The sequence below is a fragment of the Mycobacterium colombiense CECT 3035 genome, assembly GCF_002105755.1.
Taxonomy (GTDB): domain Bacteria; phylum Actinomycetota; class Actinomycetes; order Mycobacteriales; family Mycobacteriaceae; genus Mycobacterium; species Mycobacterium colombiense.
The window spans coordinates 1,027,130-1,048,304 of sequence record NZ_CP020821.1 but is presented as its reverse complement, the minus strand read 5'-3'; the positions used below and the strand labels follow the sequence as shown (position 1 = coordinate 1,048,304).

The window sequence follows — 21,175 nt, the reverse complement described above, 5'->3', positions numbered from 1 at the left end:
GATGGGATGAGCGACGACATCACGCTGCCGGAATTGCAGGAGTTCATCGCATCCTTCTGGTATCACTACGACGAGGGCCACTACGACGAGCTCGCCGCCAGTTACGCCGAAGACGTGCACTACCTGACTCGAAGCGATTCCGGCGCAAGCCCTTTCGAAGAACTGATGTCTCCGGAGCTGCGGGGCCGCGACGCGGTGATGGAATGGCTGTCCGAGCACCGCGAGCAGAGCCCTTACCCACTGCGCCACCACGCGACCAACGTGCACCGCATCGGCCCCGACGGCTCCGACGACGGGGCCACCCGCGCGCGGTTCTACATCTTCGTCAACCAGATCGCGAACTTCGTGCCGTTCGCGGTGTCCAGCGGGGTGGTCAACGTCGCCGTTCGGCGCGGTCCCAATGGACTGGAGTTCACCGACATGGACGTGGTTCTCGACGCCACCAACTCGGTCCTGCTCTCGGAACTGCACGCCGAAAGCGGCGCCGGCGCCCAGTGATGGACGCTCGACAAGCATTCGGGGGCGGTGTCGCGGTCATCACCGGCGCCGGATCCGGCCTGGGAGCCGGGCTCGCGCGGTACGCCTCCCGGCTGGGCATGACGGTGGTATTGGCCGACATCGACGGGGACGCTGCGGCCGCACTGCGCGACGAACTGTCCGCGGCGGGTGGCGTGGCACACGATGTCCTCTGCGACGTGCGCGATCCCGATGCCCTCCGAGACCTCGCCGACCGCGCCTACCGTGACGTCGGACCGGTGCGCCTGCTGGTCAACAACGCCGGCATCGAGCAATTCGGCTATCTGTGGGACACCCCGGTGGCCAACTGGCAGCGCATCATGGACATCAACGTCAACGGCGTGTTCTACGGCGTGCGTGCATTTCTGCCGAAGATGATGGCCGCCGACGAGCAAGCCTGGGTGTGGAACATCGCGTCGGTAGGCGCGGTGGTCGCGATCCCGTTGCAGGCGCCCTACATCGTCAGCAAGCATGCGGTGCTGTCGTTGACCGAGTGTCTGCACCTCGAGGTGCAGGCCACCGGGCACCACCATCACATCCACGTCCAGGCCGTGCTGCCCGGACCGGTGCGCTCGAACATCTTCGAGTCAGCGGGCGGTGTCGAACCCGGCGTAACCAGCGACGTGGCCGCAGCCGAAGGCCACCGCTCGACGATGCTCAACATCAAGGCGGCGTCGATGGATCCCCTGGAAGCCGCCGAGATGATCTTCACGCAGTCCGCCGAGGGCCACTTCTACCTGCACACCCACCCGGACAGCGTGGGCGCGGCGATGGCCGAGCGCGCCAATGTTCTTGCCGCGCAACGGTCCCCACAACTGAGGACCGAGACCCGGTTCGACTCCGCGCCGCAGTGACATGGCGACCACATGACGTCTAACGCGTTGGATCCCGACGCAGCCGCGCGGGTAGCCTCGCTCGGCCAGATCGCTCCGATGCGGCAACGGGGTTTGGCCGCGGTGCGCGCCGGGCTCGAGTCCGCGCCGCTGCCGGCGGCGATGCCCGAGATGGCCGCCGTCACCGAACGGCTCATCCCCGCTGCCACGGGCGACATTCCGGTCAGGATTTATTGTCCGACAGATGATTCCGGCGGGCCGGTCTTGGTCTATCTGCACGGCGGCGGACTGGTGATGGGTTCCAACCACTCGTTCGAGCCGCTGGCCCGCGAACTCGCCTCGGCGTCCGCGGCCACCGTGGTGGCCGTGGACTACCGGCTGGCCCCGGAGGCGCCGCCGCCCGCCCAATTCGAGGACGCCTATGGCGCCACCGAATGGGTATCGCGAAACGGTGGCGAGCTCGGCGTCGACGTTGACCGGCTCGCGGTCATCGGCGACAGCGCCGGTGGGTCGCTGGCGGCTGCAGTGGCGTTGGCCGCGCGCGATCGCCACGGACCGACCATCTGTGCGCAGGTGCTGCTCTATCCGGGCCTGGACCGGGACATGTCGGTCGCCTCGATCGTCACGCTGCCCGACGCGCCACTGCTCGCCCGGGCCGACATCGACTACATGCACGCGTTGGCCGATGGCGACGCCGGCCCCCCACCGACCCGTATCTGGTTCCGGCGTATGCGACCGACCTGTCCGGTCTACCGCCGGCAATCGTGGTGACCGGGGGTTGCGACCCCATCCGGGACTGGGGTGAGCGCTACGCGGAACGGTTGCGCGACGCCGGCGTGCAGACCACCCTCACCCGCTACCCCGGCATGTACCACGGCTTTCTGATGCGCTCCGATGCCACCGCCCGCGGCCGGCTGGCGCTCGCCGAGATCGGTGGGTTGCTGCGGGCCAAGTTCGCCCATCCGCTGCGGTTTTGACGTCCCGATCACCGGACAGCCGTACACCGCATCGCACTGACGCTGCGCACAATCAACCAACCTTGAACCGCAAAGGAGACAGCTGATGCTCACCGACGAGCGCCGGATGGAGCTTTCCGACGTGTTGCGGCCGGCCGCCCCGCCCCGCGAGATCGACAATGTCTACACCGACGACCAGCGCGAGCGCCTATTGAATGTGGTGCACACGCACGGTCCGTGGCGCCTCATCATCGCCCAGCATTTCGCGTCCGCCGATGAGCTGATGGCGACGATGAGCGGTGCGTTTCCTGAGGGGTTCACCCCCTCGCTGGACCTGTTTCTTACGCCGACATTCCGGGGCTACCTCGCCAGCTATGGCGCTGTGCTGTACCCGGAACTACACGACTGCTTCTACAATGCCGCTTTCCTCGAACATGCCAAGCGCTACTGGAACGCTGAGTACGCCAAGCCCGAGATGATGCTCTTCAACATCAATGGCCCTTGCGCCAACCGCGATCCAGGCCACTTGGATTCGCCGAGCTTTCGCGGCGTACGCCACGAGAACGCACCCACCTGGCTGTGCAGCGTCATGGGCAAGTCGGGGTTGTTCTCCGACTACCTGGTCAAAATGGCGCAGGTGATCACGTGGTTCTCCCTTGACGCCGGAAGTGGCTTTACCTACTGGCCCGACGGTCCGCTGAAAGCTCCGGCGCGAGTGCTGCCGCCGATCAACAACCGCGGCGTGGTGGTGCAAAACGAGATGATGGTGCACCGCGGGGAAGCCAACGGGCCACTGGAACAACAGGTTCCGCCCGGCTTGGCGTTCGACACCGTTTTCGCGGGTGACCCGACCGATCGCAACCACTGGTTGCTCAAGAACGGCGACGACGTCATCGCCCGCCACCACACTGACGAGTTGCGATTCCTGGTCCACTGGTCGGCCGAGGTTTTCTCCGACTACGACGAACTCAAGAAAAACATGGAGGGCTCCGACGACATCACCGTCGACCGCGCGATCGACATGATGCTGGACGACCTCAGTGCCAAGGGCATCAAACTCGACGTCCCGAGCGAGCCACTGCATGACCCGGAATTCATCGCCGCCCTCAACGCCGCCTATGACGTCGGGGGTCCAACCACCTATCCCGAGCAGGCGCCGCTGAGCGCGTTCCAGCCGGCCTGATCACCGAGAGGCATTGCGTCATGGACCGTTTCGCAGACCGCCGCGTAATCGTGACCGGGGCGGGCTCCGGGATCGGTGCGGCCACCGCAGCCCGTCTGCTCGACGAGGGCGCCACCGTCGTGGCCTACGACATCTCCGCGGAGGGGCTGGCGCGCACGACTGCCGCCGCCGACGACGCCGGCACCGGTAAGCGCCTGAGCACCGCCGTCCTCGACATCTCGGTGGAAGGGGATGTCATTGCCGCCGTCGATGCCGCGGTGGCCGACCTCGGCGGCCTCGACGTGCTGGTCAATGTCGCGGCCGTACAGACGTGTTCGCACACTCACCAGACCACGCTGGCCGACTGGAACAGGACGCTGGCGGTCAATCTGACCGGCACCTTCCTGATGACCCGCCAGGCGCTACCGGCGCTGCTCGAATCCGGCCGCGGTGTGGTCGTCAACTTCACCTCCACCGCCGCGTCGTTCGCGCACCCCTACATGGCCGCGTACGCCGCCAGCAAGGGCGGCATCTTGAGCTTCACGCATTCGCTGGCGCTGGAGTATTCCAAGCAGGGGCTGCGTGCGGTCAACATCCAACCCGGCGGAATCTCGACGGCACTGGCCAACAGCACGCTGGAGAAGATGCCCGACGGATATGACCTGGGGCTGTGGGCCAAGCAAACTCCGTTGCTGCACGGCAAGGACAGCGAAATACTCGGCGACCCGAGTGCGGTCGCCGCGGTGATCGCGATGGCGGCGTCCGACGATGGTGCGTTCCTCACCGGGACGGAGATCCGTATCGACGGCGGCGCACACGCCTGACATGGTTGCTGATCGATTGCAGACGCTGTGCGACGAGCGTGACGTGCAACGCGCGCTGATCCGATTCGCCCGGGCCATGGACGACCGCGACTACGCGGCGATGGCCGCGATCCTGGCCGAGGATGCCCACGGGGATCTCGGGACGGGGCGACTGGAGGGAAGCACTGCGATCATCGAAACGATTCGCGGGTTCCTCGACGGGTGCGGTCCCACTCAACACCTCTTGGGCAACATCATCATCGACGTCACGGGAGACACCGCGGTGAGCCGCTCCTATGTCCGCGACGTGCACCTGAACTCGACAGCCGATCCGACGACGCGGTTTTATACCATCGGCGACTATCACGACACGTGGCGGCGCCGCCCTGATGGGTCGTGGTGCCTGACCGAGCGAGTCAAGGCCAACCGCGCGTACGTCGGAGCACTCGACGTATTCGGCGGGTGACCGGTGCCGGCGGCTATCGGTCCGCCCAAAGTTCCACGGAGAGTTCACCGTATGAAGCTGCGCCGTATCACTCTGGGGGCGGCAGGGTAGGCAGGCTTCGGACGATCATCTGCATGGCAACGCGCAGGGTGGACCGCAGGTTGCCGAAGTCGCCATCCCGTACCCAGTGCACATAGGCGTACCGACAAGCCTGAATAACCAACTGCGCCGGCAACTCTCGGGTGAACGGATCATTGCCAATATCGAATCGATCGGCCAGAAACGCGGAGACGGGACCGATGAGATCTTCTCCCCAATCCAGCCACCGCAGTCGGTATTGGGGGTTGTCGATCATTAGCGCCATGAACGCGCGGTCGATATCGATCTGCCCACGCTTGGGGACCTCGGTTGCGAACGCTTCGACAAGCGTGTCGACGGTGTCGCTGGTCGGCGCGGCGTTGTCGAGAACCTCGATGCTCAGTGCGCCGAATCGTTGAAACAGCGGCATCACGACGTCTTCTTTGACCGGGAAGTGACGGTGAAAGGTACGCGGCGCGATGCCCACCGCTGCACAGATTCGCTCGACCGTAACCGAGGTCGAACCCTCCGCCAGGAAAAGGTTGCGGGCCGCCAAGGCGATTTCCATGCGGAGTTCCGCGGCACGCCGCGCTGTCAGTGTCGCGGGCCTGCTCACTACCCTCACGTTACGGCTCCCTGATACCCGCCTGGCCCGTTCATCGTAGCTGTCCGTACTGCTCACGCGCGTATCCATGGCGGGCGAGGTCCCGCTGAGCGGGAAGCCAGACGGCCAGATGCATGGTCATAACCCTACGCTCAAACATGTCAGATTCTGCCAGGCATGCTGAATCTGACACAGCCTACGTGGTGAGTTATCGGCCGTGTACCGGCCTGGGGTCGAACCTCAAAAACGCTCGACCGACGCGGGCGACACCACGCGAAGGCGATGCAACGACATCGCAAGTCACTAGGAGGAGCAATGACCACCGAATCAGCCCAACTGAACTACGACGACTATTCCCACGACTTCATGGGCAAGGTCGGAAATATCGAGGACTTCTCACGCGATTTTCTTCTCGGCTTGGCCCGCGTGTTCGAAGACACGTTGAACTTCATGCCCTATGCCCACGTCAAAATCTACTCAGAGAAAGTCGGCATCAACACCGCCATGGACGTGGCCGCCGAAGTGTCCAGGGCGGTAATGCGCCAGGTGATGCCCATGGGCCGTTTCATCGCACCCCCGGCCTGGGACTGGAAAAACCCCCAGTACCAAGCGATTCCCTTCGATGTTCAGACCGAGGATCTGACCAAGGATGCGCTGATGCGGCTCATCAAGACCTACTGGGACCAATACCTGAAAGGGCACAACTATTTCATCGATCAGTGGACCAAAATCATTCCCGAAGAAGAGGTCTGGCTGGGACTACCGGACATGTACCAGCTCATCATCGATTACGAATACCCGAAGCTGGCCAAGGTGCTCAAGATCGAGCCCGTGCATGTCGTCGACTTTCTCAAGCTGGCGTGCCTGAGCATCGACGGCACGCTCGGGTATGGCGGCGAGTACATCGTGCACAACCCTGATCATGTGGTACTCAACATGCGTCGATGCGAGGTGCTGCAGAAGTACACGGATGAAGGTCTCTACCCACCCGCGCGAGCATGGATGAACTGCACTTTCGAGCAACGCATCTCGGCACCGTTCTTCCCTGGCTGCAAACTTGAGATCAACTTGCCACCAAAAGATTTCAAATTCGCCGTCGGCGAACCCTTCTGCGTGTGGACCTATACCCGGGGTGAAGAAAATCATCGTGCCGCCGCCGCAGCACCCGATCCGCGCGCCAGTGCGATGAAGAAGATCCCCATCATGCCGGTGTCGTCTACGTAGGAGGCGACCATGCCGCACCCGCCTCTGCACGGCGTCGACGCGTCACCGATCGACAGGCTGCCGGCTCACGGACGGGTGCGGCACGCCGGTCAGGCTATCGGGTCGACGATCGCCAATTCCCCTGTCGCAACGGCGACCTGAATCGAATCGCGCAAAGCTTCACACGCCAGGAACGGTCCCCGGTGATGGCCGGCGAGGCGCTCGGCCTCGCGCCGCTCGACACAGCGCGCCGAGGACGCCGCGTCCCACTGCACGCTGGTCTGGTTCCAACTGCTTTTGCGCGCCAGCACCCGTGCACGGCACTCACGGCACGTCACCGGCACCATCGGCGCCGCTTCGAGCCGGTTATCCTCGCGCACAGACGCTTCCAGCATCGTCAGGCCCTGGCCGTCATGTTGTCCTCGACCTCTTTCATCCACGCCGCGTAGGGCCGGGTGGTGTCCAGCTCGAACTCGAAGCGGTCCACCATATCCGGTTGCACGTCGGCGGCATCGACGTAGAACTGCTGATACCAGCGACGCAGCTGATAGACCGGACCGTCTTCCTCGACCAGCAGTGGGTTGTCGATGCGCGCCTTATGCCGCCAGATCTGCACGTCCTGCTCGAAGCCCATCTTGACGAAGTCGCCGAGAGCAATCGCGGTCTGCATGGCCAGGTCCTCGGGCAGGGCGTCCGACTTCTTGACAATGATCCCGTATTGCAGCACAAACGAATTCGCGTCGATCGGGTAGTGGCAGTTGATCAGCACGGTCTGGTGGTCGGCGTCCTCGTAGTGATAGGTCAGGTCGTCGATCATGAATGACGGACCCCAGTAGGACGCCACCGAGGTGGTCCCGAGCATCTTGGGACCCTCACCGCCGATGTCGGGACGGCCCGCGCTGTTCATGTACTGCGTCGCCACGTGGCCTTCGAAGATGTTCTTGAATTGCGTGGGCAAAGACCCATGGATGTAGAAGAAATGCGCCATGTCCACGACGTTGTCGATGATTTCGCGGCAGTTGGTGTCCACCACGGTGGTGTACCAGTGCCAATCGGTCCACGCGTCGCTGGTGGCGCCCTCGATGCGCGGGATCGTCACCTCCGGAGGCGGTGGTTTGCGCTCGGGATCGTTCCAGACGAACAGCATCCCGTCCTGTTGCAGGGTGGTCCATGCCTGGGTGCGCGCCAGTCGGGGGGTGCGCTTGCTGTAGGGCACCAGCTTGCAGCGACCGTCGCCGCCCCAACGCCAGTCATGGAACGGACACGCGATCTCGTCACCCTTGACCTCGCCTTGGGACAGGTCACCGCCCATGTGGCGGCAGTAGCCGTCGAGCACGTTGATGTTCCCGTCACCGCCGCGGAAGACGACGAGCTTCTGCCCGAAGGCGTTGACCGCGTGCGGTTTACCGTCGCCGAAATCCTTGATCAGACCCAAGCAGTGCCAGCCGCGGGCGAACCGCGTCGGCGTCGCCTGCGCCTCGATGAGTCGGATTTCGTCGGCATCGGACTGCAAACTCATGGGCATCATTGAACAACCTCCAACCGGGCTTCGGGGGACGGATGTTCCACTCATCAGGAGGACCGTTGCTGCGCCCCCACGCCCACGCCTACCGTTTTGTGACGTGACCGCGCCAAGCACGACGATTCCCGCCGGACTTCCAGTGGCCGACATGACCGTCGACCTGCTGGTAGTCGGTTCCGGCACCGGCTTGACGGCCGCGCTCGCCGCCCGTGAGCTCGGGCTATCGGTGCTCATCGTGGAGAAGTCGTCATACGTGGGCGGCTCGACCGCCCGGTCCGGCGGTGCACTGTGGCTGCCCGCCGGTCCGGTGCTCGCCGAAGCCGGTGCCAACGACAGCGCCGAACGTGCCGCCACCTACCTCGAATCGGTGGTCGCCGGGTCCGCACCGGCGCAGCGCTCCGCCGCGTTTCTGGCCCACCTGCCCGCAACGGTCGAGTTGCTGCGCCGGACCACTCCGCTGCGTCTCTTCTGGGCCCGTGACTACTCGGACTACCACCCCGAGCAAGCCGGGGGCAGCGCCGCGGGGCGCACCTGCGAATGCCGCCCACTGGACACCTCGGTGCTGGGCGAATACCGTTCCCGGCTGCGGCCCGGGGTCATGGAGGCCGGCGTCCCCGTCCCGACGACGGGCGCGGACTACCGCTGGATGAATCTGATGGCGCGGGTGCCGCGCAAGGGCATCCCGACGATCCTCAAACGAGTGACCCAAGGCGTCGGCGGCCTGCTGTTGGGGCGTCACTACGCGGCCGGTGGCCAAGGCCTGACGGCCGGCCTTTTTGCGGGCGTGTTGCGGGCGGGAATCCCCCTGTGGACCGATACCACGCTGTTGCGGCTCGCCGGCGACGACAGCCGGGTAACCGGCGCCGTCCTCGACCACGCCGGACGCGAAGTCACCGTTACGGCGCGGCGCGGTGTGGTGCTGGCGACGGGCGGATTCGACCACAGCATGGACCTGCGGTGGAAATTCCAGTCCGAAGCGCTGGGCGCGAACCTGAGCCTGGGTGCCGAATCGAATACGGGCGACGGAATCCGCGCGGCCCAGGAGCTCGGGGCGGACGTCGATTTGATGGACCAGGCATGGTGGTTTCCGGCCGTCGCACCGCTGCCGGGCAAGGCACCGATGGTGATGCTCGCCGAACGATCACTCCCGGGCTCGCTGATCGTCGACCAGAACGGCCGCAGGTTCGCCAACGAGTCCGCAGACTACATGTCGTTCGGCCAACGGCTGCTCGAACTGGAACGGGCGGGAACGCCTGTCGAGGCGATGTGGATCGTTTTCGACCAGCAATACCGCAACAGTTATGTCTTTGGCGCCGAGTTATTTCCGCGGATGCGAATTCCCCAGGCCTGGTACGACGCGGGTATCGCGGTGCGTGCCGACAGCCACGCAGAGCTGGCCGCGAACATGAACGTCCCGATCCCGGAATTCACCGCGACAATGCTCCGTTTCAATGAAAGCGCCTGCGCGGGAGAAGATCCCGACTTCGGCAGGGGACGCAGCGCCTATGACCGGTACTACGGCGACCCGACGATAACCCCGAATCCGAACTTGCGTCCGTTGCGCAAGGGGCCGTTCTACGCCGTCAGGATGGTGCTCTCCGATCTCGGCACGTGCGGCGGGCTGAAGGCCGACGAACGGGCGCGGGTGCTGCGCGAAGACGGGACAGCCATCCCCGGGCTGTACGCGATCGGCAATACCGCCGCCAACGCCTTCGGCACGACCTATCCGGGAGCGGGTGCGACGATCGCGCAGGGCCTCGTTTACGGCTACATCGCGGCCCGCGACGCGGCGGGTACGGCGACGGCAAGCGCGGTGGAGCCGGGCCAGGCTGACCGCCACCGGCAGCACTAGTCGGCTTCGCGTTGGGCTTCGATCTGTTTTTCGACTTCGCGCCAGAAGCCCGGCGTGGGGCGCGGGCGCCCGTAGCCGCCCTTGGCGGCCTTCTCGATGATGGCATCCGCTTCGTCGATGTCCTTCATCAGCTCCAAGGCGAACTCTCGCTCGGCGGCGTAATACTTGGCCGCCCAGCGAAGTGCGATCACCGAATACGCCCACGCGGGCTCGATCTCCGCCCCCTCGGCGTCCTCCACCGCTTTGCGATGTCGCGCTTCGGCATACGCCGCGTGCTCCTGCAGCAGTTCCTTCAGCCGCGCCGGGTTGCTCAGGTGCCCGAAGGTCACCCGCAGCAACACGCTGTGCTTGAGCACCGGCGGGTCCACCGGCGCGTTGTTGGTCCAGTCGGTGACGGCGGCCATCCCCGCCGAGGTGATCTTGTACAGCCGGCGGCTGCGCGTACCCTCGTCGTGCTCGACGCGTGATGTCACCAGGCCCAGGCTCTCGAGCTTTTTCAGCTCCGTGTAGATCTGGCTGTACGACGGGCTCCAGTAGTAAAGGTCGACGCTCCAGTCGATCCACTTCTTGAGGTCGTAGCCCGAGACTTCCTCTTCGTAGGACATCATGCCCAGCAGCGCCCAACTCGTCGCGGCCAGTGCCGCCTTCGTGGGTTTGTCGCCAGGCCCGTCCACGTCGCCAGACTAACAACTCGCGGGAAAAGGTTGCCCGGCATGGACCGCTGGTCGGGATGCGCGTGCGATTGTTACAGGGACTGCCGACAACGTCGGCTATCCGAGAGCTCAGCAGGAGTTGCCCCGTGAAATTCGCCTTCCCCGTTCCGCACCTGCTGCGCCTCAAGGCGATTACGCAGCCCTGGGAGGCGGCCGTCACCGGGCCCGAACAACGACGCATGATGCAATGCGCCGACCGGTGGGGCTACGACATGATCGCGGTGCCCGAGCATCTCGTCATCCCCACCGACCACGTCGAGTTGTCCGGGTCGCACTACCTGCACTCGACCACCGCCCAAGCCTTCATCGCGGGGGCCACCGAACGGGTGGCCATCAACTCCTGCGTCACCATCCTGCCGCTGCAGCACCCCATCGTGGTGGCCAAAGCGCTGGCCACCGCGGACTGGATGAGCGGCGGCCGGATGATGGTGACGTTCGGAGTGGGGTGGCTGGCCCGCGAGTTCGAGTTGCTTTCAGTGCCGTTCAAGGAACGGGGCCGCATCGCCGACGAGTATCTGGCCGCCATCGTCGAATTGTGGACCAGCGACACGCCTCGGTTCGAAGGACGGTATGTGTCGTTCGCCGACATCGCCTTCGACCCGAAACCCGTTCAAAAACCCCATCTTCCGATCTGGATCGGGGGGGACGCCGACGCCGCGCTGCGCAGGGCGGCCACCTTCGGGTCCGGGTGGTGGCCATTCCTCACACAACCGGAACAGATCGCCGGGAAGCTCGACTACATCAAGTCCCAACCCTCCTACGACGGCCGGGACTTCGAGGTGATGCACGGGCTGGGCACCAACCGGGTCGGCGAGGGACACGTCGCCCGCCGCGCGACCGACCGCCCGGGCATGAGCGCCACAGAGATCGTCGACCGGTTGAGCTGGCTCGCCCAGCAGGGCGTGACCGTGACCGCGGTTCCGGTCCCCGCCGTCAGCGGCGTGGACGAATACCTCGACTACGCGCAATGGGTCATCGAAGAGATCAAACCCCAGGTGTCCTAGCGGATCTGCAGTCCGCGCCGGCGCACCCAATACACCGCGGCGATGCTGCCCGCGACCCACACGCTCGCGGCGATGGCGAGGTGGACGAAACTTTTGGTGTCACGCCCGAACACCGGCCAGAACAGGGCGGGCGCCTGCTGCCACAACACGCGGTGCTCCACCCCGTTCATCGGATCGGCAACGTAGTACAGCGCGTACGGCAACGTCAGGGCCAGCACCCAGCTGCGGGTGCGGCGCAGGTCCCCGCGCTGGCGCCAGCGCCGGATCAGCGGCTCGACGCTGACCGGGTGCAGCACCGAGATGAAGTTGCCGACACCCAGCCAGGACACAATCGGCACCGCGACGGTGGGCATCGTAATGCCAAGCCGCGCCGGTGTTTCCAGCCACAGCGTCAACGCGACCGCGGCGGCCAGGGTGGGCAGCCCGACGATCGCGAGCAGGGCGAGGTTCTTGATCAACAGGATTCGCCAGAACGGCACCCCGTCCGACAAACCGCGAAGGATGCGGTAATGGTCGGCGCCCAGGAAGTTGGTGGTGGTGACGTCGGCGAGGACCCAGGAGGAGAAATAGGTGCCCACCAGGATCACCCAGTCGTGGTGCCGGCCAAGAGTCAGCGGCTGCACCAGCAACCAGCCGCCGGCGAAGAGCACGTTGGCCACCACACCCATCAACCAGGTGCGCGGCCGGCTGAACGACCACCGGATCTCGGCGATGACCGCCGGCATCAGGCGCTTCTCGAAGTCCTTCGCGGCGCGCCGGGCCGCGGCGGGACGAGGGGCCGACGCGCGCACCATCGCACTCAGAAAGGTGCGCAGCGCGGGACTCACCCGCGGATGCGCCGACGCCCCGGACTCCCCCAGCCGCGCCGGGCTGTCGATTCTGCGCGAGACGATCAACTGACGTGCCCCCCTCGCTCTCGGATCGGTCAACGGCTCGCCCGCAATCTACGCAGGGCAGGATAACGGCATGAACCGCAAGCGTGTCATCGTCGCCGGACTCGGGGACGCAGGCGTCCTCGCGGCGATCCGGCTGTCCCGGCACGCCGACGTCGTCGGCATCTCGGCCAAACCCGCGCTGGTGAGCGGTCAGGAACTCGGCGTCCGGCTCTCGCGTCCGCACGACTGGGCGCGCGACTACTGGATCCCGTTCGACCGGTTCCGCCGCCTCGACGGCGTTCGCACCGTGCAGGCCACGCTGACCGGGGTGGACCTGGCCGCCCAGACCGTCTTCGTCCGAACCGAAGACGGCACGGCGATCACCGAGCCGTACGACGCGCTGGTCATCTCGACCGGCGTCAGCAACGGCTTCTGGCGGCAGCCGACCCTGCAGTCGGCGGCCGAGATCGGCGCGGGACTGCGCGCCGCGCACGACCGGCTGGCCGCCGCCGCGTCGGTGGTGGTGGTGGGCGGCGGGGCCGCGGCGGTGAGCAGCGCGCTCAACATGGCGACCACCTGGCCGGACAAGCGGATCGAGCTGTACTTCCCCGGCGAGTCCGCGCTCGAGGGGCACCATCCACGGATTTGGCAGCGGATCCGCGGCCGCCTGGCCCAGCTGGGCGTCGGCCTGCACCCGGGACACCGCGCGGTGGTGGCCGACGGGTTCGCGGGCGACGAACTGACCAGCGGACCGGTTCACTGGAGCACCGGGCAACCCCCGGCCGCCGCCGACGCCGTGCTGTGGGCGATCGGGCGGGTGCGGCCCAACACCGGGTGGCTGCCGCCGGAACTGCTCGACGAGCGGGGTTTCGTGCGCGTCACGCCGGAGCTGCGGGTGCCCGGCCACCGGGGCGTGTTCGCGGTCGGCGACGTCGCGGCGACCGACCCGTTGCGCAGCTCCGCCCGTAACCGCGGCGACACGCTGGTGGCGCGCAACGTCCTCGCCGACTTCGCCGGCCGGCCGCTGCGCACCTACCGTGCACCGACCCGGCGATGGGGCTCCCTGGTGGGCATACAGCCCAACGGGCTGGAGGTCTTCCTGCCCACCGGCCACGCCTTCCGCTTCCCGTCGTGGTCGGTCGAGCGCGTGGTGATGCCGTGGATCGTGCGCTGGGGCATGTACCGGGGGGTGCGCCAGAACGACCCGCTGGGGTGAGGATGCTCAGCTGCAGTCGAGCAGCAGCATGAGCCCGTAATCCATGTGGATCTGCTGATGGCAGTGCAGCAGCGAGAGGCCGGGTTGGTCGGCGACGAAATCGACCTCCATGCTCTGGTAGCCGCCGAGCATGGCGACATCCTTGCGGACGCCGGCGGTCGGTGTCCCGGCGAACCGGGTGATTTCGAAGGTGTGCCGGTGCAGGTGCATCGGGTGCAGGTCGTCGCTGGCGTTGCGGAACCGCAGCCGGTAACGCATGCCGCGCGCGATGTGCAGCACGGGCTTGTTGGCGTCCATCGCAAAAGGCGTGCCGTTGATCGTCCAGACGTTGAAACCGTTGTCGGCGGCGTTGCGCTTCTCGATCAACATGTCGATGGTGTGGTCGGGCGGCCGGACACCGGTCGGTTGCGGCGTGCCGAACAGCCGGTAGTCCCACCTGAAGGGCGGGGGCGCCGCCCATTGCGGATACCCGCCGCGCCCGGCGTATTCGACCACCACGCCCATTCCGTGGCCGCGGTCGTCGTCGGACAGATCGCCCAGCACCCACACTCCCGGATGGGTCATGCTGACAAGGGCCGAGATTCGCTCGCCCGCCCCGAGCCACAACACCGGCACCGCCGCCCGCGTGGGCACCGGGTTGCCGTCCAGCGCCACGATGTCGAAGGTGTGCCCGGGCAGGGCAAGACTGCGCGTCTCGGTGGCGCTGCCGTTGAGAACGTGCAGCAGCACCCGCTGACCGGCTTGCACGCGAATGGGATCACCGTGGCCCAGCATGCGCCCGTTGATCGCGAATGCCCCGTACCCCACCTCGTTGCCGGGTGATTCGCCGCGCCCCAGCGAGGCGGCCATCGCCGACTCGCCTCTGTCCCTGAGGTCTTGGTCCTGCTCGCCGGCCAGAAAGTCACTGGCCATGTCGCCCCCGCGGCTGAAGGCGGGTTCAAACTCCTTGAGCGTCAGGAAGATTTCCTGGTCGTAAGCGCCGGCGTCGTGCGCGGGCTCGATGTAGACCGGGCCCACCAAGCCGCTGTACTGGCCACGCGAGAGATCGGCGCGCGGGACGACGTGGGTGTGATAGAAGCGGAGGCCGGCCGGGCCGGGGACGAAGGAAATCCGGCGCATGCCATGTGCGGGTATGTCGGGGGTGCCCTCTTCGGCGGCGCCGTCGACGTCGGCGCCGATGTGCTGGCCGTGCCAGTGCAATTGCTCCGGCGAATCGGTGTCGTTGACGACGTCGACCCAGGTGCGCCGGCCCTCCTTGAATCGCAGTAGCGGACCGGGAAATTGGCCGTTGTAGGTCAGGGTGGACACGATGCGGTCCGGGGCCAGCTCGACCTTGCCCGTGCCGATCCGCAGCGTGTAGTCGGCCTTGCCGCCGGGCGGGCCCTGGGGCGACGGGTGCGTACACGCGACACCGGCACCCGCGCTTCCCGCCGCCGCCGTCAGCGCGACGCCCGCCCACTTGCCGAATTGGCGCCGGCTGAGCGCCATCACCAGCGCCCGCCCGGTGGGGCGCCCGGATCGGGCACGAAGAACTCCACCCGCCGGCTCAATTCGCCTGCCACGCGCGAAAATTGCGGGTAGCCGCCGCCCGCGGCCGACGGGTCGGGCAGGCTCCAATGCATCGTGGTCGCCAGGTCGTGGTCGCGCGCGTATTCGCGCACTTTGTCGCACAGCGTGATCACACAGTCGAACCGGCGCCGGGAGACCGCGGCCAGGGATCGGGGCCGGGTGCCGCTGAGGTCGATGCCGTATTCCTCGCGCATCACCCGGAGGGCGTTGACGTGGAGCTCGGGCTTCGGATGGCTGCCCGCGCTCGCCGTTCGAATGCGGCCCCGGGCGCGCTTCTCGAGCAGCGCCGCGGCCATGGGCGACCGCGCGCTGTTGCCGGTGCACAAAAACAACACCGACCGCGGCGCCGCCATAGTCGCGGGCCCGGGCGCCAAGGCCGGATGCAACGCCGCGGCGGACTCACGAAATGCCTTGGCGCACTTCGTCAGGTTCAGCCAGTAATAGGTGTCGCGCCCATCGAAGCTGCTGCGTCGCGCCTCGACGAGTCCGGCCGAACGCAACAGCCGCAGGTGATACGAGACCAGGTTCTGCGGCTCGCCGACCGCGGCGGCCAACTCCCGCACCCGGTGGTCCCCGGATGCCAGTTCGGTCAGCAACGCCCACCGCAGGGGGTGCGCCGCCAGCTGCATCAGCGGTGGAACGTTCGCTCGATCGGCTGCCGCCATGCTTCCGCACAATACATCAAAATGATTTGATAGGTTAGGCAGCGCGCGAGTGACACAGGCGTGCCCATCTCTGGCGACCTTCGAGGAGACCGAGTGTCCGGTACCACCCCGATGAGCACCCCGCCGACCGACGGCGAATTGCGCCGGAGCCTCGGCGTTTTCGACGCGGTGGTGATCGGGCTGGGGTCGATGATCGGCGCGGGCATCTTCGCGGCGCTGGGGCCTGCCGCGCGCGCCGCCGGCTCGGGACTGCTGCCGGGCCTGGCGTTGGCCGCGGCCGTGGCCTACTGCAACGCCACCTCCTCCGCTCGACTGGCGGCGCGCTACCCCGCGTCGGGCGGCACCTACGTCTATGGCCGAAAACGGTTGGGAGACTTCTGGGGATACCTGGCCGGGTGGGGCTTCGTCGTCGGCAAGACCGCGTCCTGCGCGGCGATGGCCTTGACCATCGGCGTCTATGCGTGGCCGGCGCAGGCGCATGCGGTGGCCGTCGCCGCGGTGGTCGTGCTCACCGCGGTGAACTACGGCGGCGTGCAGAAGTCGGCCTGGCTGACCCGCGTCATCGTCGGCTCGGTGCTGGCGGTGCTCGCCGCGGTCGTCGTCGCGGCGTTCACCGCCGCGGCGTCCGGCGCCGATCAACTCCACCCGACCGCCGCCACCGCCGGCGGCGTCGTCCAGGCCGCGGGTCTGCTGTTCTTCGCCTTCGCCGGCTACGCGCGCATCGCGACGCTGGGCGAGGAGGTGCGCGACCCGTCGCGCACCATCCCCCGCGCGATACCGCTGGCGCTCACCATCGCCCTGGCCGTCTACGCGCTGGTGGCCGTGGCCGCGCTGACGGTGCTGGGGCCGGGCCGCCTCGCCCAGAGCGCCGCCCCGCTCGTCGAGACGGCCCGCGCCGCGGGGGCCGGTTGGCTGGTCCCGGTCGTGCGGGTGGGCGCGGTGGTGGCGGCGGTCGGCTCCCTGCTCGCGCTGATCCTCGGCGTCTCGCGCACCACGTTCGCGATGGCGCGCGACGGCCACCTTCCCCGTGCCCTGGCCGCCGTGCACCCACGGTTTCGGGTGCCCCACCGTGCGGAGTTGCTGATCGGCGTCGTGGTCGCGGCCCTGGCCGCCACCGCCGACCTTCGCGACGCGATCGGGTTTTCCTCCTTTGCCGTGCTGATCTACTACGCCGTCGCCAACGCCTCCGCGTTCACCCTCGGCCCCGACGAGGGACGCCCGCACCGCGCCATTCCGCTGATCGGGCTGCTCGGCTGCGTGGTGCTGGCCATCGCGATGCCGCCGTGGTCCGCGCTGTCCGGTGTGGTGGTGCTGGGCATCGGCGCAGCCGCCTACTTGATTCGCCGCTTCGTCGCCCCAATGGGGTTGCGACGCAACCGGAATCACACCTGACGCCGGCGAATTTCACCGGGGTCGGTCGCGGCCCGTCACCGGCCAATTCGCCACAACGCGATTCCCCGCGGGCCGGACGGGGAAGACTGACCGGATGTCCGACCCGGAAACCGAAGCGTTCGACAAGCTGGTGGCGCTGCTGAACTATCCGATGTACGTCGTCACCACCCAGGCCGACGGCACCCCGGCCGGCTGCCTGGTGGGTTTTGCCAGCCAGACCAGCATCCATCCACCCCGCTTCCTGGTCGGCCTGTCCCGGCGCAACCACACCTTCCGCGTCGCCCACGACGCCTCCCACCTGGCCGTGCACGTGTTCGACCACGACCACCTGGACGTGGTGGAGCTCTTCGGCAGCCAGACCGGCGACGAGGTCGACAAGTTCGCCCGATGCTCCTGGCACCGCGGCCCCGAACAGCTGCCCATCCTCGACGACGCCGCCGCCTGGTTCGCCGGCGAGATCCTGGAACGTTTCTCGCTGGGCGATCACGTCGGGCACCTGCTGGCGCCGGTGGGCGGCAGCCCGCCACAGGAACTGGAGACCTGGGTGTCCTTCGGCGACGTGCGCGAGCTGGAACCCGGCCATGAGGCCTAGCGCGTGAGCGAGTCGCCCCGAATCGGCGCCGTCCCCGGCATCGTCGAACTCGCGCCGTTCTATGCCGATCCCCCGGATGGCGTGCGCGCCAACATGATCTTCAGCGCCGACGGCGCGGCCGCGTTCGGCGGTCGCGCCGGTCCCCTGTCATGCCCCACCGATCAGCGGCTGTTGAACATCCTGCGCGGCCTGGCCGACGTCGTGCTCGTCGGCGCCGGTACCGCCCGCGCCGAAAACTATGGCCCGGTGAAGCTGAGCGACGCGGCGCGCGCCAGGCGGCAGCACGAAGGGCGCGCCGAACCGCCCCCGATCGCCGTGGTGAGCCGCAGCGGTGAACTACCGGCCCGGCTGTTCAGCAACCCGGACCAGCCGCCGATCCTGGTCACCTGCGAACGCACCGCGGCACGACACGACCCCGACGACGATCGGCAACACGTCATGGTCGCCGGGCAGGACTCGGTGGACGTCTCCCGCGCGGTCGCGATGCTGCGCGAGCTGGGCATGCACCGCATCCTGTGCGAGGGCGGCCCCACGCTGCTCGACGAGCTGGTGGAGGCCGACGCCGTCACCGAGATCTGCGTGACCCTCGCCCCGAAGCTGGCGGCGAGCCAGCCGGTCGGCTACCGGTCACACCCGGCCCGGCTGCCCACCCCGGTCACCATGCAACTCGAGCACGTGTTCGTCTGCGACGGCTATCTGTTTGTGAAATATCGCCGCTGAGCCGCGCGGCGGCCCGGCGGAGTGCGGGTGCGCGAAAGCGCTCAACATGCAGCCGACGGCGCCTGTTCCTATGATGAAAATGCCCGGCTTGAAACGCGTTCGAGAATAGGATCACCGGCCCGGTGAGCAGTTCAGACCACGACCATGACTACCGTAATCTGGCGGTGAATCGACTGCGCCCCAGTGAAATTCAATGGGCGCTGAATCACGATGCGGTGCACGGGATCGCCTACGCGTTCAAGAATCCCGTCGCGGTCGCCGACTCCATCGAGGATCCCGACGACGACCGGAAGACCTACCTGGTGCGAGTCAAGCGCGACGACCTGGCCAACGCGCTGGAAAAGATCAACGAATGGATCTTCGACAATCCGGGCCCGGCCGGGATGCAGGCCTACGGATTCGTCCGCGCGCTGTCCCGAGAGGGGCTCACCGAACGCGCCAGCGGCGACGACGACAACCGTTAATTCCGCGCCGTCGAATTAGCTGGCTTTCGCTATTCGCCGTGCCCCGAGGTCGCGAAAACCTTAGCCTTAGGCCTGCATGCCACCGCATACGCGGATTCGGCGCAGTCGCCGCCACGGCGCCAGCGCCGGCGGCCGGTTTGCGGCGCATGGCCGGCGGGTGAGGAGTGTCGATGGGTGACGCGACCGCGGATTCGCGGGAGGGTACGCAATTCGGGCCGTATCGGCTGCGGCGGTTGGTCGGTCGCGGCGGCATGGGCGACGTCTACGAGGCCGAGGACACCGTCCGCGAGCGCATCGTGGCCCTGAAGCTGATGTCGCGCACCCTGTCCAACGACCCGGTCTTCCGTTCGCGGATGCAGCGCGAGGCCCGCACGGCCGGACGGCTGCACGAACCGCACGTCGTGCCCATCCACGACTTCGGCGAGATAGACGGCCAGCTGTACGTGGACATGCGGCTGATCGACGGCAAAGACCTGGCCAGCATGCTGAAGCGCTACGGGCCGATCTCACCGCCGCGGGCGATAGCTATTGTCCGCCAGATCGGTTCGGCGCTCGACGCCGCCCACACCGCCGGGATCCTGCACCGGGACGTCAAACCGGAAAACATTCTGGTGAGCGCCGACGACTTCGCCTACCTCGTCGATTTCGGCATCGCCAGCGCCACCTCGGACGAAAAGCTCACGCAATTCGGCACCACCGTGGGCACCGCCAAATACATGGCCCCGGAACGGTTCGGCGACTCCGAGATCACCGCGAAAGCCGACATCTACGCGCTGGCCTGCGTGCTGTACGAATGCCTGACCGGCTCGCCGCCCTACACCGGCGACCAGCTCAGCGTGATGGGCGCGCACATGCACCAGCCGATCCCGCGGCCGAGCGCGGCCCGGCCCAGCATCCCGGCCGCCTTCGACGGGGTCATCGCCCGCGGCATGGCCAAGGACCCGGCGGACCGCTTCCTCACCTGTGGTGACCTGTCGGCGGCCGCCTACGGCGCGCTGGCCGCACCCGATCAGGATCGGGCCACCGACATCTTGGAACGCAGCCAAATGGCAACGCCACCGGCCGCATTCGCCGGCCAGCCGGCCGGCGGCTTCGCGCCCGGGCCGCCCGTCGCCGCGCCGGCGCCACCGCCCCTCGGCGGCTGGCCCGCGCCGCCCGCCGCGCAACCCCTGACCGCCGGCGCCCCGGGGCTGCAGCCCGCCGCGTGGGGCGGCCCGCCGGTCTGGACGAACGCCGGCGCGACACCGCCGTGGGGCCAACCGCCGCGTTCCAGCCGCAAACCCTGGCTGTGGGTCGGTGTCGCCGCCACCCTGACGGTGGCGCTCATCGGGGTGATCCTCGGCGTCGTCCGTCCCTGGGAATCGAAGACCCGGCCCGCGCCCGCCCCACCCCCGCCACCGCCGGATGCCGTGGCGCTGCGGGTCCTCGATGACGGTGTGTTCGTGGGCAGTTCGGCGGCCCAGACCACGATCGACGTCTTCAACGAACCCATCTGCCCGCCGTGTGGCAGCTTCATCAGGTCGAACGCCACCGACATCGACACCGCCGTGAACAACAAGAAGCTCGCCGTGCGCTACCACCTGCTGAACTTCCTCGACGACAAGTCGCACAGCCAGGACTACTCGACGCGCGCGGTGGCGGCCACCTACTGCGTCGCCGGGCAGAACGACCCCAAGGTCTACGTCGACTTCTATTCCGGCCTGTTCGCCAGCAGCTTTCAGCCCCAAGAGGGCGCCGCCGAAGACCGCACCGACGGCGAGCTCGCGCAACTGGCCAAGACGGTCGGCGCGGATGGCGCCGTCGTCGCGTGCATCAAGTCCGGCGACGACATCGGCACCGCCAAGGCGAAGGCGGCGAACGGCTACTCGACCCTGTCGGCGGACAACGCCAATTCCACGCCCTTCGTCTGGGACGGCACGACCGCGGTGAACTACCAGAACCCGGCCTGGCTGACGAAACTCACCGGATAGCGAGCGGCCGGACCGGGGGCC

Annotated in this window: 21 protein-coding genes and 1 pseudogene; 15 read left to right on the top strand and 7 right to left on the bottom strand. The window is 67.4% G+C overall.

Features of this window, described 5'->3' with window-relative positions; translation table 11 throughout:
• Positions 1–6: 6 nt before the first annotated feature.
• From B9D87_RS04795 to B9D87_RS04770, 6 genes and pseudogenes are all read left to right on the top strand, one after another.
• Entirely contained in the window at positions 7–498 is a 492-nt protein-coding gene (locus B9D87_RS04795) for a nuclear transport factor 2 family protein (protein WP_007775805.1), read from the top strand.
• Positions 498–1,370: an SDR family NAD(P)-dependent oxidoreductase gene (locus tag B9D87_RS04790; RefSeq protein WP_007775807.1), complete on the top strand. Its 873-nt coding sequence runs from the start codon at positions 498–500 to the stop codon at positions 1,368–1,370. The genes B9D87_RS04795 and B9D87_RS04790 overlap by 1 nt, the downstream gene beginning before the upstream one ends.
• Before the next feature lie 12 nt (positions 1,371–1,382).
• Positions 1,383–2,366, top strand: a pseudogene (locus B9D87_RS04785) (alpha/beta hydrolase).
• 45 nt (positions 2,367–2,411) lie between these two features.
• Positions 2,412–3,488 (top strand): hypothetical protein, encoded by a 1,077-nt coding sequence (locus B9D87_RS04780; RefSeq protein ID WP_007775818.1) that lies wholly within the window; start codon positions 2,412–2,414, stop codon positions 3,486–3,488.
• Between the two features lie 20 nt (positions 3,489–3,508).
• Entirely contained in the window at positions 3,509–4,291 is a 783-nt protein-coding gene (locus B9D87_RS04775) for an SDR family NAD(P)-dependent oxidoreductase (RefSeq protein ID WP_007775819.1), read from the top strand.
• Between the two features lie 16 nt (positions 4,292–4,307).
• Complete coding sequence (locus tag B9D87_RS04770) at positions 4,308–4,736, top strand: nuclear transport factor 2 family protein (RefSeq protein ID WP_007775826.1); 429 nt, start codon at positions 4,308–4,310, stop codon at positions 4,734–4,736.
• Between the two features lie 67 nt (positions 4,737–4,803).
• Here the strand turns inward: B9D87_RS04770 and B9D87_RS04765 are convergent, their stop codons facing one another.
• The gene (locus tag B9D87_RS04765) at positions 4,804–5,361 is read right to left on the bottom strand and encodes a TetR/AcrR family transcriptional regulator (RefSeq protein WP_007775828.1); all 558 of its coding nucleotides are present in this window, start codon (positions 5,359–5,361) and stop codon (positions 4,804–4,806) included.
• 351 nt (positions 5,362–5,712) lie between these two features.
• On the opposite strand from B9D87_RS04765, the gene B9D87_RS04760 reads away from it, so the two are divergent.
• Positions 5,713–6,621, top strand: coding sequence for a hypothetical protein (locus B9D87_RS04760; RefSeq protein ID WP_007775829.1), 909 nt, complete (start codon positions 5,713–5,715; stop codon positions 6,619–6,621).
• 89 nt (positions 6,622–6,710) lie between these two features.
• On the opposite strand, the gene B9D87_RS04755 is transcribed toward B9D87_RS04760, so the two are convergent.
• Positions 6,711–6,995: a hypothetical protein gene (locus tag B9D87_RS04755; RefSeq protein WP_007775830.1), complete on the bottom strand. Its 285-nt coding sequence runs from the start codon at positions 6,993–6,995 to the stop codon at positions 6,711–6,713.
• Positions 6,996–6,997: 2 nt separating this feature from the next.
• The gene (locus B9D87_RS04750; RefSeq protein WP_007775831.1) at positions 6,998–8,119 is read right to left on the bottom strand and encodes a 3-ketosteroid-9-alpha-monooxygenase, oxygenase component; all 1,122 of its coding nucleotides are present in this window, start codon (positions 8,117–8,119) and stop codon (positions 6,998–7,000) included.
• 103 nt (positions 8,120–8,222) lie between these two features.
• Here B9D87_RS04750 and B9D87_RS04745 point away from each other — a divergent pair, with 103 nt between their 5' ends.
• Complete coding sequence (locus B9D87_RS04745; RefSeq protein WP_174320974.1) at positions 8,223–9,974, top strand: 3-ketosteroid-delta-1-dehydrogenase; 1,752 nt, start codon at positions 8,223–8,225, stop codon at positions 9,972–9,974.
• On the opposite strand, the gene B9D87_RS04740 is transcribed toward B9D87_RS04745, so the two are convergent.
• Positions 9,971–10,582 carry a PadR family transcriptional regulator gene (locus B9D87_RS04740; RefSeq protein WP_080598651.1) on the bottom strand — a complete coding sequence of 204 codons (612 nt, stop codon included), beginning with the start codon at positions 10,580–10,582 and terminating at the stop codon, positions 9,971–9,973. The genes B9D87_RS04745 and B9D87_RS04740 overlap by 4 nt on opposite strands.
• Before the next feature lie 191 nt (positions 10,583–10,773).
• On the opposite strand from B9D87_RS04740, the gene B9D87_RS04735 reads away from it, so the two are divergent.
• Positions 10,774–11,691: a TIGR03619 family F420-dependent LLM class oxidoreductase gene (locus tag B9D87_RS04735; protein ID WP_007775835.1), complete on the top strand. Its 918-nt coding sequence runs from the start codon at positions 10,774–10,776 to the stop codon at positions 11,689–11,691.
• On the opposite strand, the gene B9D87_RS04730 is transcribed toward B9D87_RS04735, so the two are convergent.
• Positions 11,688–12,587, bottom strand: a complete 900-nt coding sequence (locus tag B9D87_RS04730) for a hypothetical protein (RefSeq protein ID WP_415623701.1) — start codon at positions 12,585–12,587, stop codon at positions 11,688–11,690. The genes B9D87_RS04735 and B9D87_RS04730 overlap by 4 nt on opposite strands.
• 70 nt (positions 12,588–12,657) lie before the next feature.
• On the opposite strand from B9D87_RS04730, the gene B9D87_RS04725 reads away from it, so the two are divergent.
• Positions 12,658–13,782 carry an FAD-dependent oxidoreductase gene (locus B9D87_RS04725; protein ID WP_007775841.1) on the top strand — a complete coding sequence of 375 codons (1,125 nt, stop codon included), beginning with the start codon at positions 12,658–12,660 and terminating at the stop codon, positions 13,780–13,782.
• Between the two features lie 6 nt (positions 13,783–13,788).
• On the opposite strand, the gene B9D87_RS04720 is transcribed toward B9D87_RS04725, so the two are convergent.
• Complete coding sequence (locus B9D87_RS04720; protein WP_007775843.1) at positions 13,789–15,270, bottom strand: multicopper oxidase family protein; 1,482 nt, start codon at positions 15,268–15,270, stop codon at positions 13,789–13,791.
• Positions 15,270–16,016: an arsenate reductase/protein-tyrosine-phosphatase family protein gene (locus B9D87_RS04715; protein WP_007775845.1), complete on the bottom strand. Its 747-nt coding sequence runs from the start codon at positions 16,014–16,016 to the stop codon at positions 15,270–15,272. Before B9D87_RS04715 ends, B9D87_RS04720 begins: the two co-directional genes overlap by 1 nt.
• A 111-nt stretch (positions 16,017–16,127) precedes the next feature.
• Here B9D87_RS04715 and B9D87_RS04710 point away from each other — a divergent pair, with 111 nt between their 5' ends.
• The 5 genes from B9D87_RS04710 to B9D87_RS04690 all read left to right on the top strand — a co-directional run bounded on the left by B9D87_RS04710 (position 16,128) and on the right by B9D87_RS04690 (position 21,154).
• Positions 16,128–17,408, top strand: coding sequence for an APC family permease (locus B9D87_RS04710; RefSeq protein WP_040631782.1), 1,281 nt, complete (start codon positions 16,128–16,130; stop codon positions 17,406–17,408).
• 94 nt (positions 17,409–17,502) lie between these two features.
• The gene (locus B9D87_RS04705) at positions 17,503–18,000 is read left to right on the top strand and encodes a flavin reductase family protein (protein WP_007775849.1); all 498 of its coding nucleotides are present in this window, start codon (positions 17,503–17,505) and stop codon (positions 17,998–18,000) included.
• Positions 18,001–18,003: 3 nt separating this feature from the next.
• Positions 18,004–18,720, top strand: a complete 717-nt coding sequence (locus B9D87_RS04700) for a pyrimidine reductase family protein (protein WP_007775851.1) — start codon at positions 18,004–18,006, stop codon at positions 18,718–18,720.
• A 122-nt stretch (positions 18,721–18,842) separates the two neighbouring features.
• Positions 18,843–19,184 carry a hypothetical protein gene (locus tag B9D87_RS04695; RefSeq protein WP_007775854.1) on the top strand — a complete coding sequence of 114 codons (342 nt, stop codon included), beginning with the start codon at positions 18,843–18,845 and terminating at the stop codon, positions 19,182–19,184.
• Between the two features lie 170 nt (positions 19,185–19,354).
• Positions 19,355–21,154, top strand: coding sequence for a serine/threonine protein kinase PknE (locus B9D87_RS04690; protein WP_007775857.1), 1,800 nt, complete (start codon positions 19,355–19,357; stop codon positions 21,152–21,154).
• Positions 21,155–21,175: the final 21 nt, after the last annotated feature.

What these genes read in the sequence shown, in the direction of transcription:
- B9D87_RS04795 (WP_007775805.1), top strand. Translation starts at nt 7, where the DNA reads ATGAGCGACGACATCACGCTGCCGGAATTGCAGGAGTTCATCGCATCC.
- B9D87_RS04765 (WP_007775828.1), bottom strand. Translation starts at nt 5,361, where the DNA reads ATGGAAATCGCCTTGGCGGCCCGCAACCTTTTCCTGGCGGAGGGTTCG.
- B9D87_RS04720 (WP_007775843.1), bottom strand. Translation starts at nt 15,270, where the DNA reads ATGGCGCTCAGCCGGCGCCAATTCGGCAAGTGGGCGGGCGTCGCGCTG.
- B9D87_RS04760 (WP_007775829.1), top strand. Translation starts at nt 5,713, where the DNA reads ATGACCACCGAATCAGCCCAACTGAACTACGACGACTATTCCCACGAC.
- B9D87_RS04690 (WP_007775857.1), top strand. Translation starts at nt 19,355, where the DNA reads ATGGGTGACGCGACCGCGGATTCGCGGGAGGGTACGCAATTCGGGCCG.
- B9D87_RS04715 (WP_007775845.1), bottom strand. Translation starts at nt 16,016, where the DNA reads ATGGCGGCAGCCGATCGAGCGAACGTTCCACCGCTGATGCAGCTGGCG.
- B9D87_RS04790 (WP_007775807.1), top strand. Translation starts at nt 498, where the DNA reads ATGGACGCTCGACAAGCATTCGGGGGCGGTGTCGCGGTCATCACCGGC.
- B9D87_RS04710 (WP_040631782.1), top strand. Translation starts at nt 16,128, where the DNA reads ATGAGCACCCCGCCGACCGACGGCGAATTGCGCCGGAGCCTCGGCGTT.
- B9D87_RS04775 (WP_007775819.1), top strand. Translation starts at nt 3,509, where the DNA reads ATGGACCGTTTCGCAGACCGCCGCGTAATCGTGACCGGGGCGGGCTCC.
- B9D87_RS04705 (WP_007775849.1), top strand. Translation starts at nt 17,503, where the DNA reads ATGTCCGACCCGGAAACCGAAGCGTTCGACAAGCTGGTGGCGCTGCTG.
- B9D87_RS04725 (WP_007775841.1), top strand. Translation starts at nt 12,658, where the DNA reads ATGAACCGCAAGCGTGTCATCGTCGCCGGACTCGGGGACGCAGGCGTC.
- B9D87_RS04750 (WP_007775831.1), bottom strand. Translation starts at nt 8,119, where the DNA reads ATGAGTTTGCAGTCCGATGCCGACGAAATCCGACTCATCGAGGCGCAG.
- B9D87_RS04740 (WP_080598651.1), bottom strand. Translation starts at nt 10,582, where the DNA reads ATGATGTCCTACGAAGAGGAAGTCTCGGGCTACGACCTCAAGAAGTGG.
- B9D87_RS04755 (WP_007775830.1), bottom strand. Translation starts at nt 6,995, where the DNA reads ATGCTGGAAGCGTCTGTGCGCGAGGATAACCGGCTCGAAGCGGCGCCG.
- B9D87_RS04780 (WP_007775818.1), top strand. Translation starts at nt 2,412, where the DNA reads ATGCTCACCGACGAGCGCCGGATGGAGCTTTCCGACGTGTTGCGGCCG.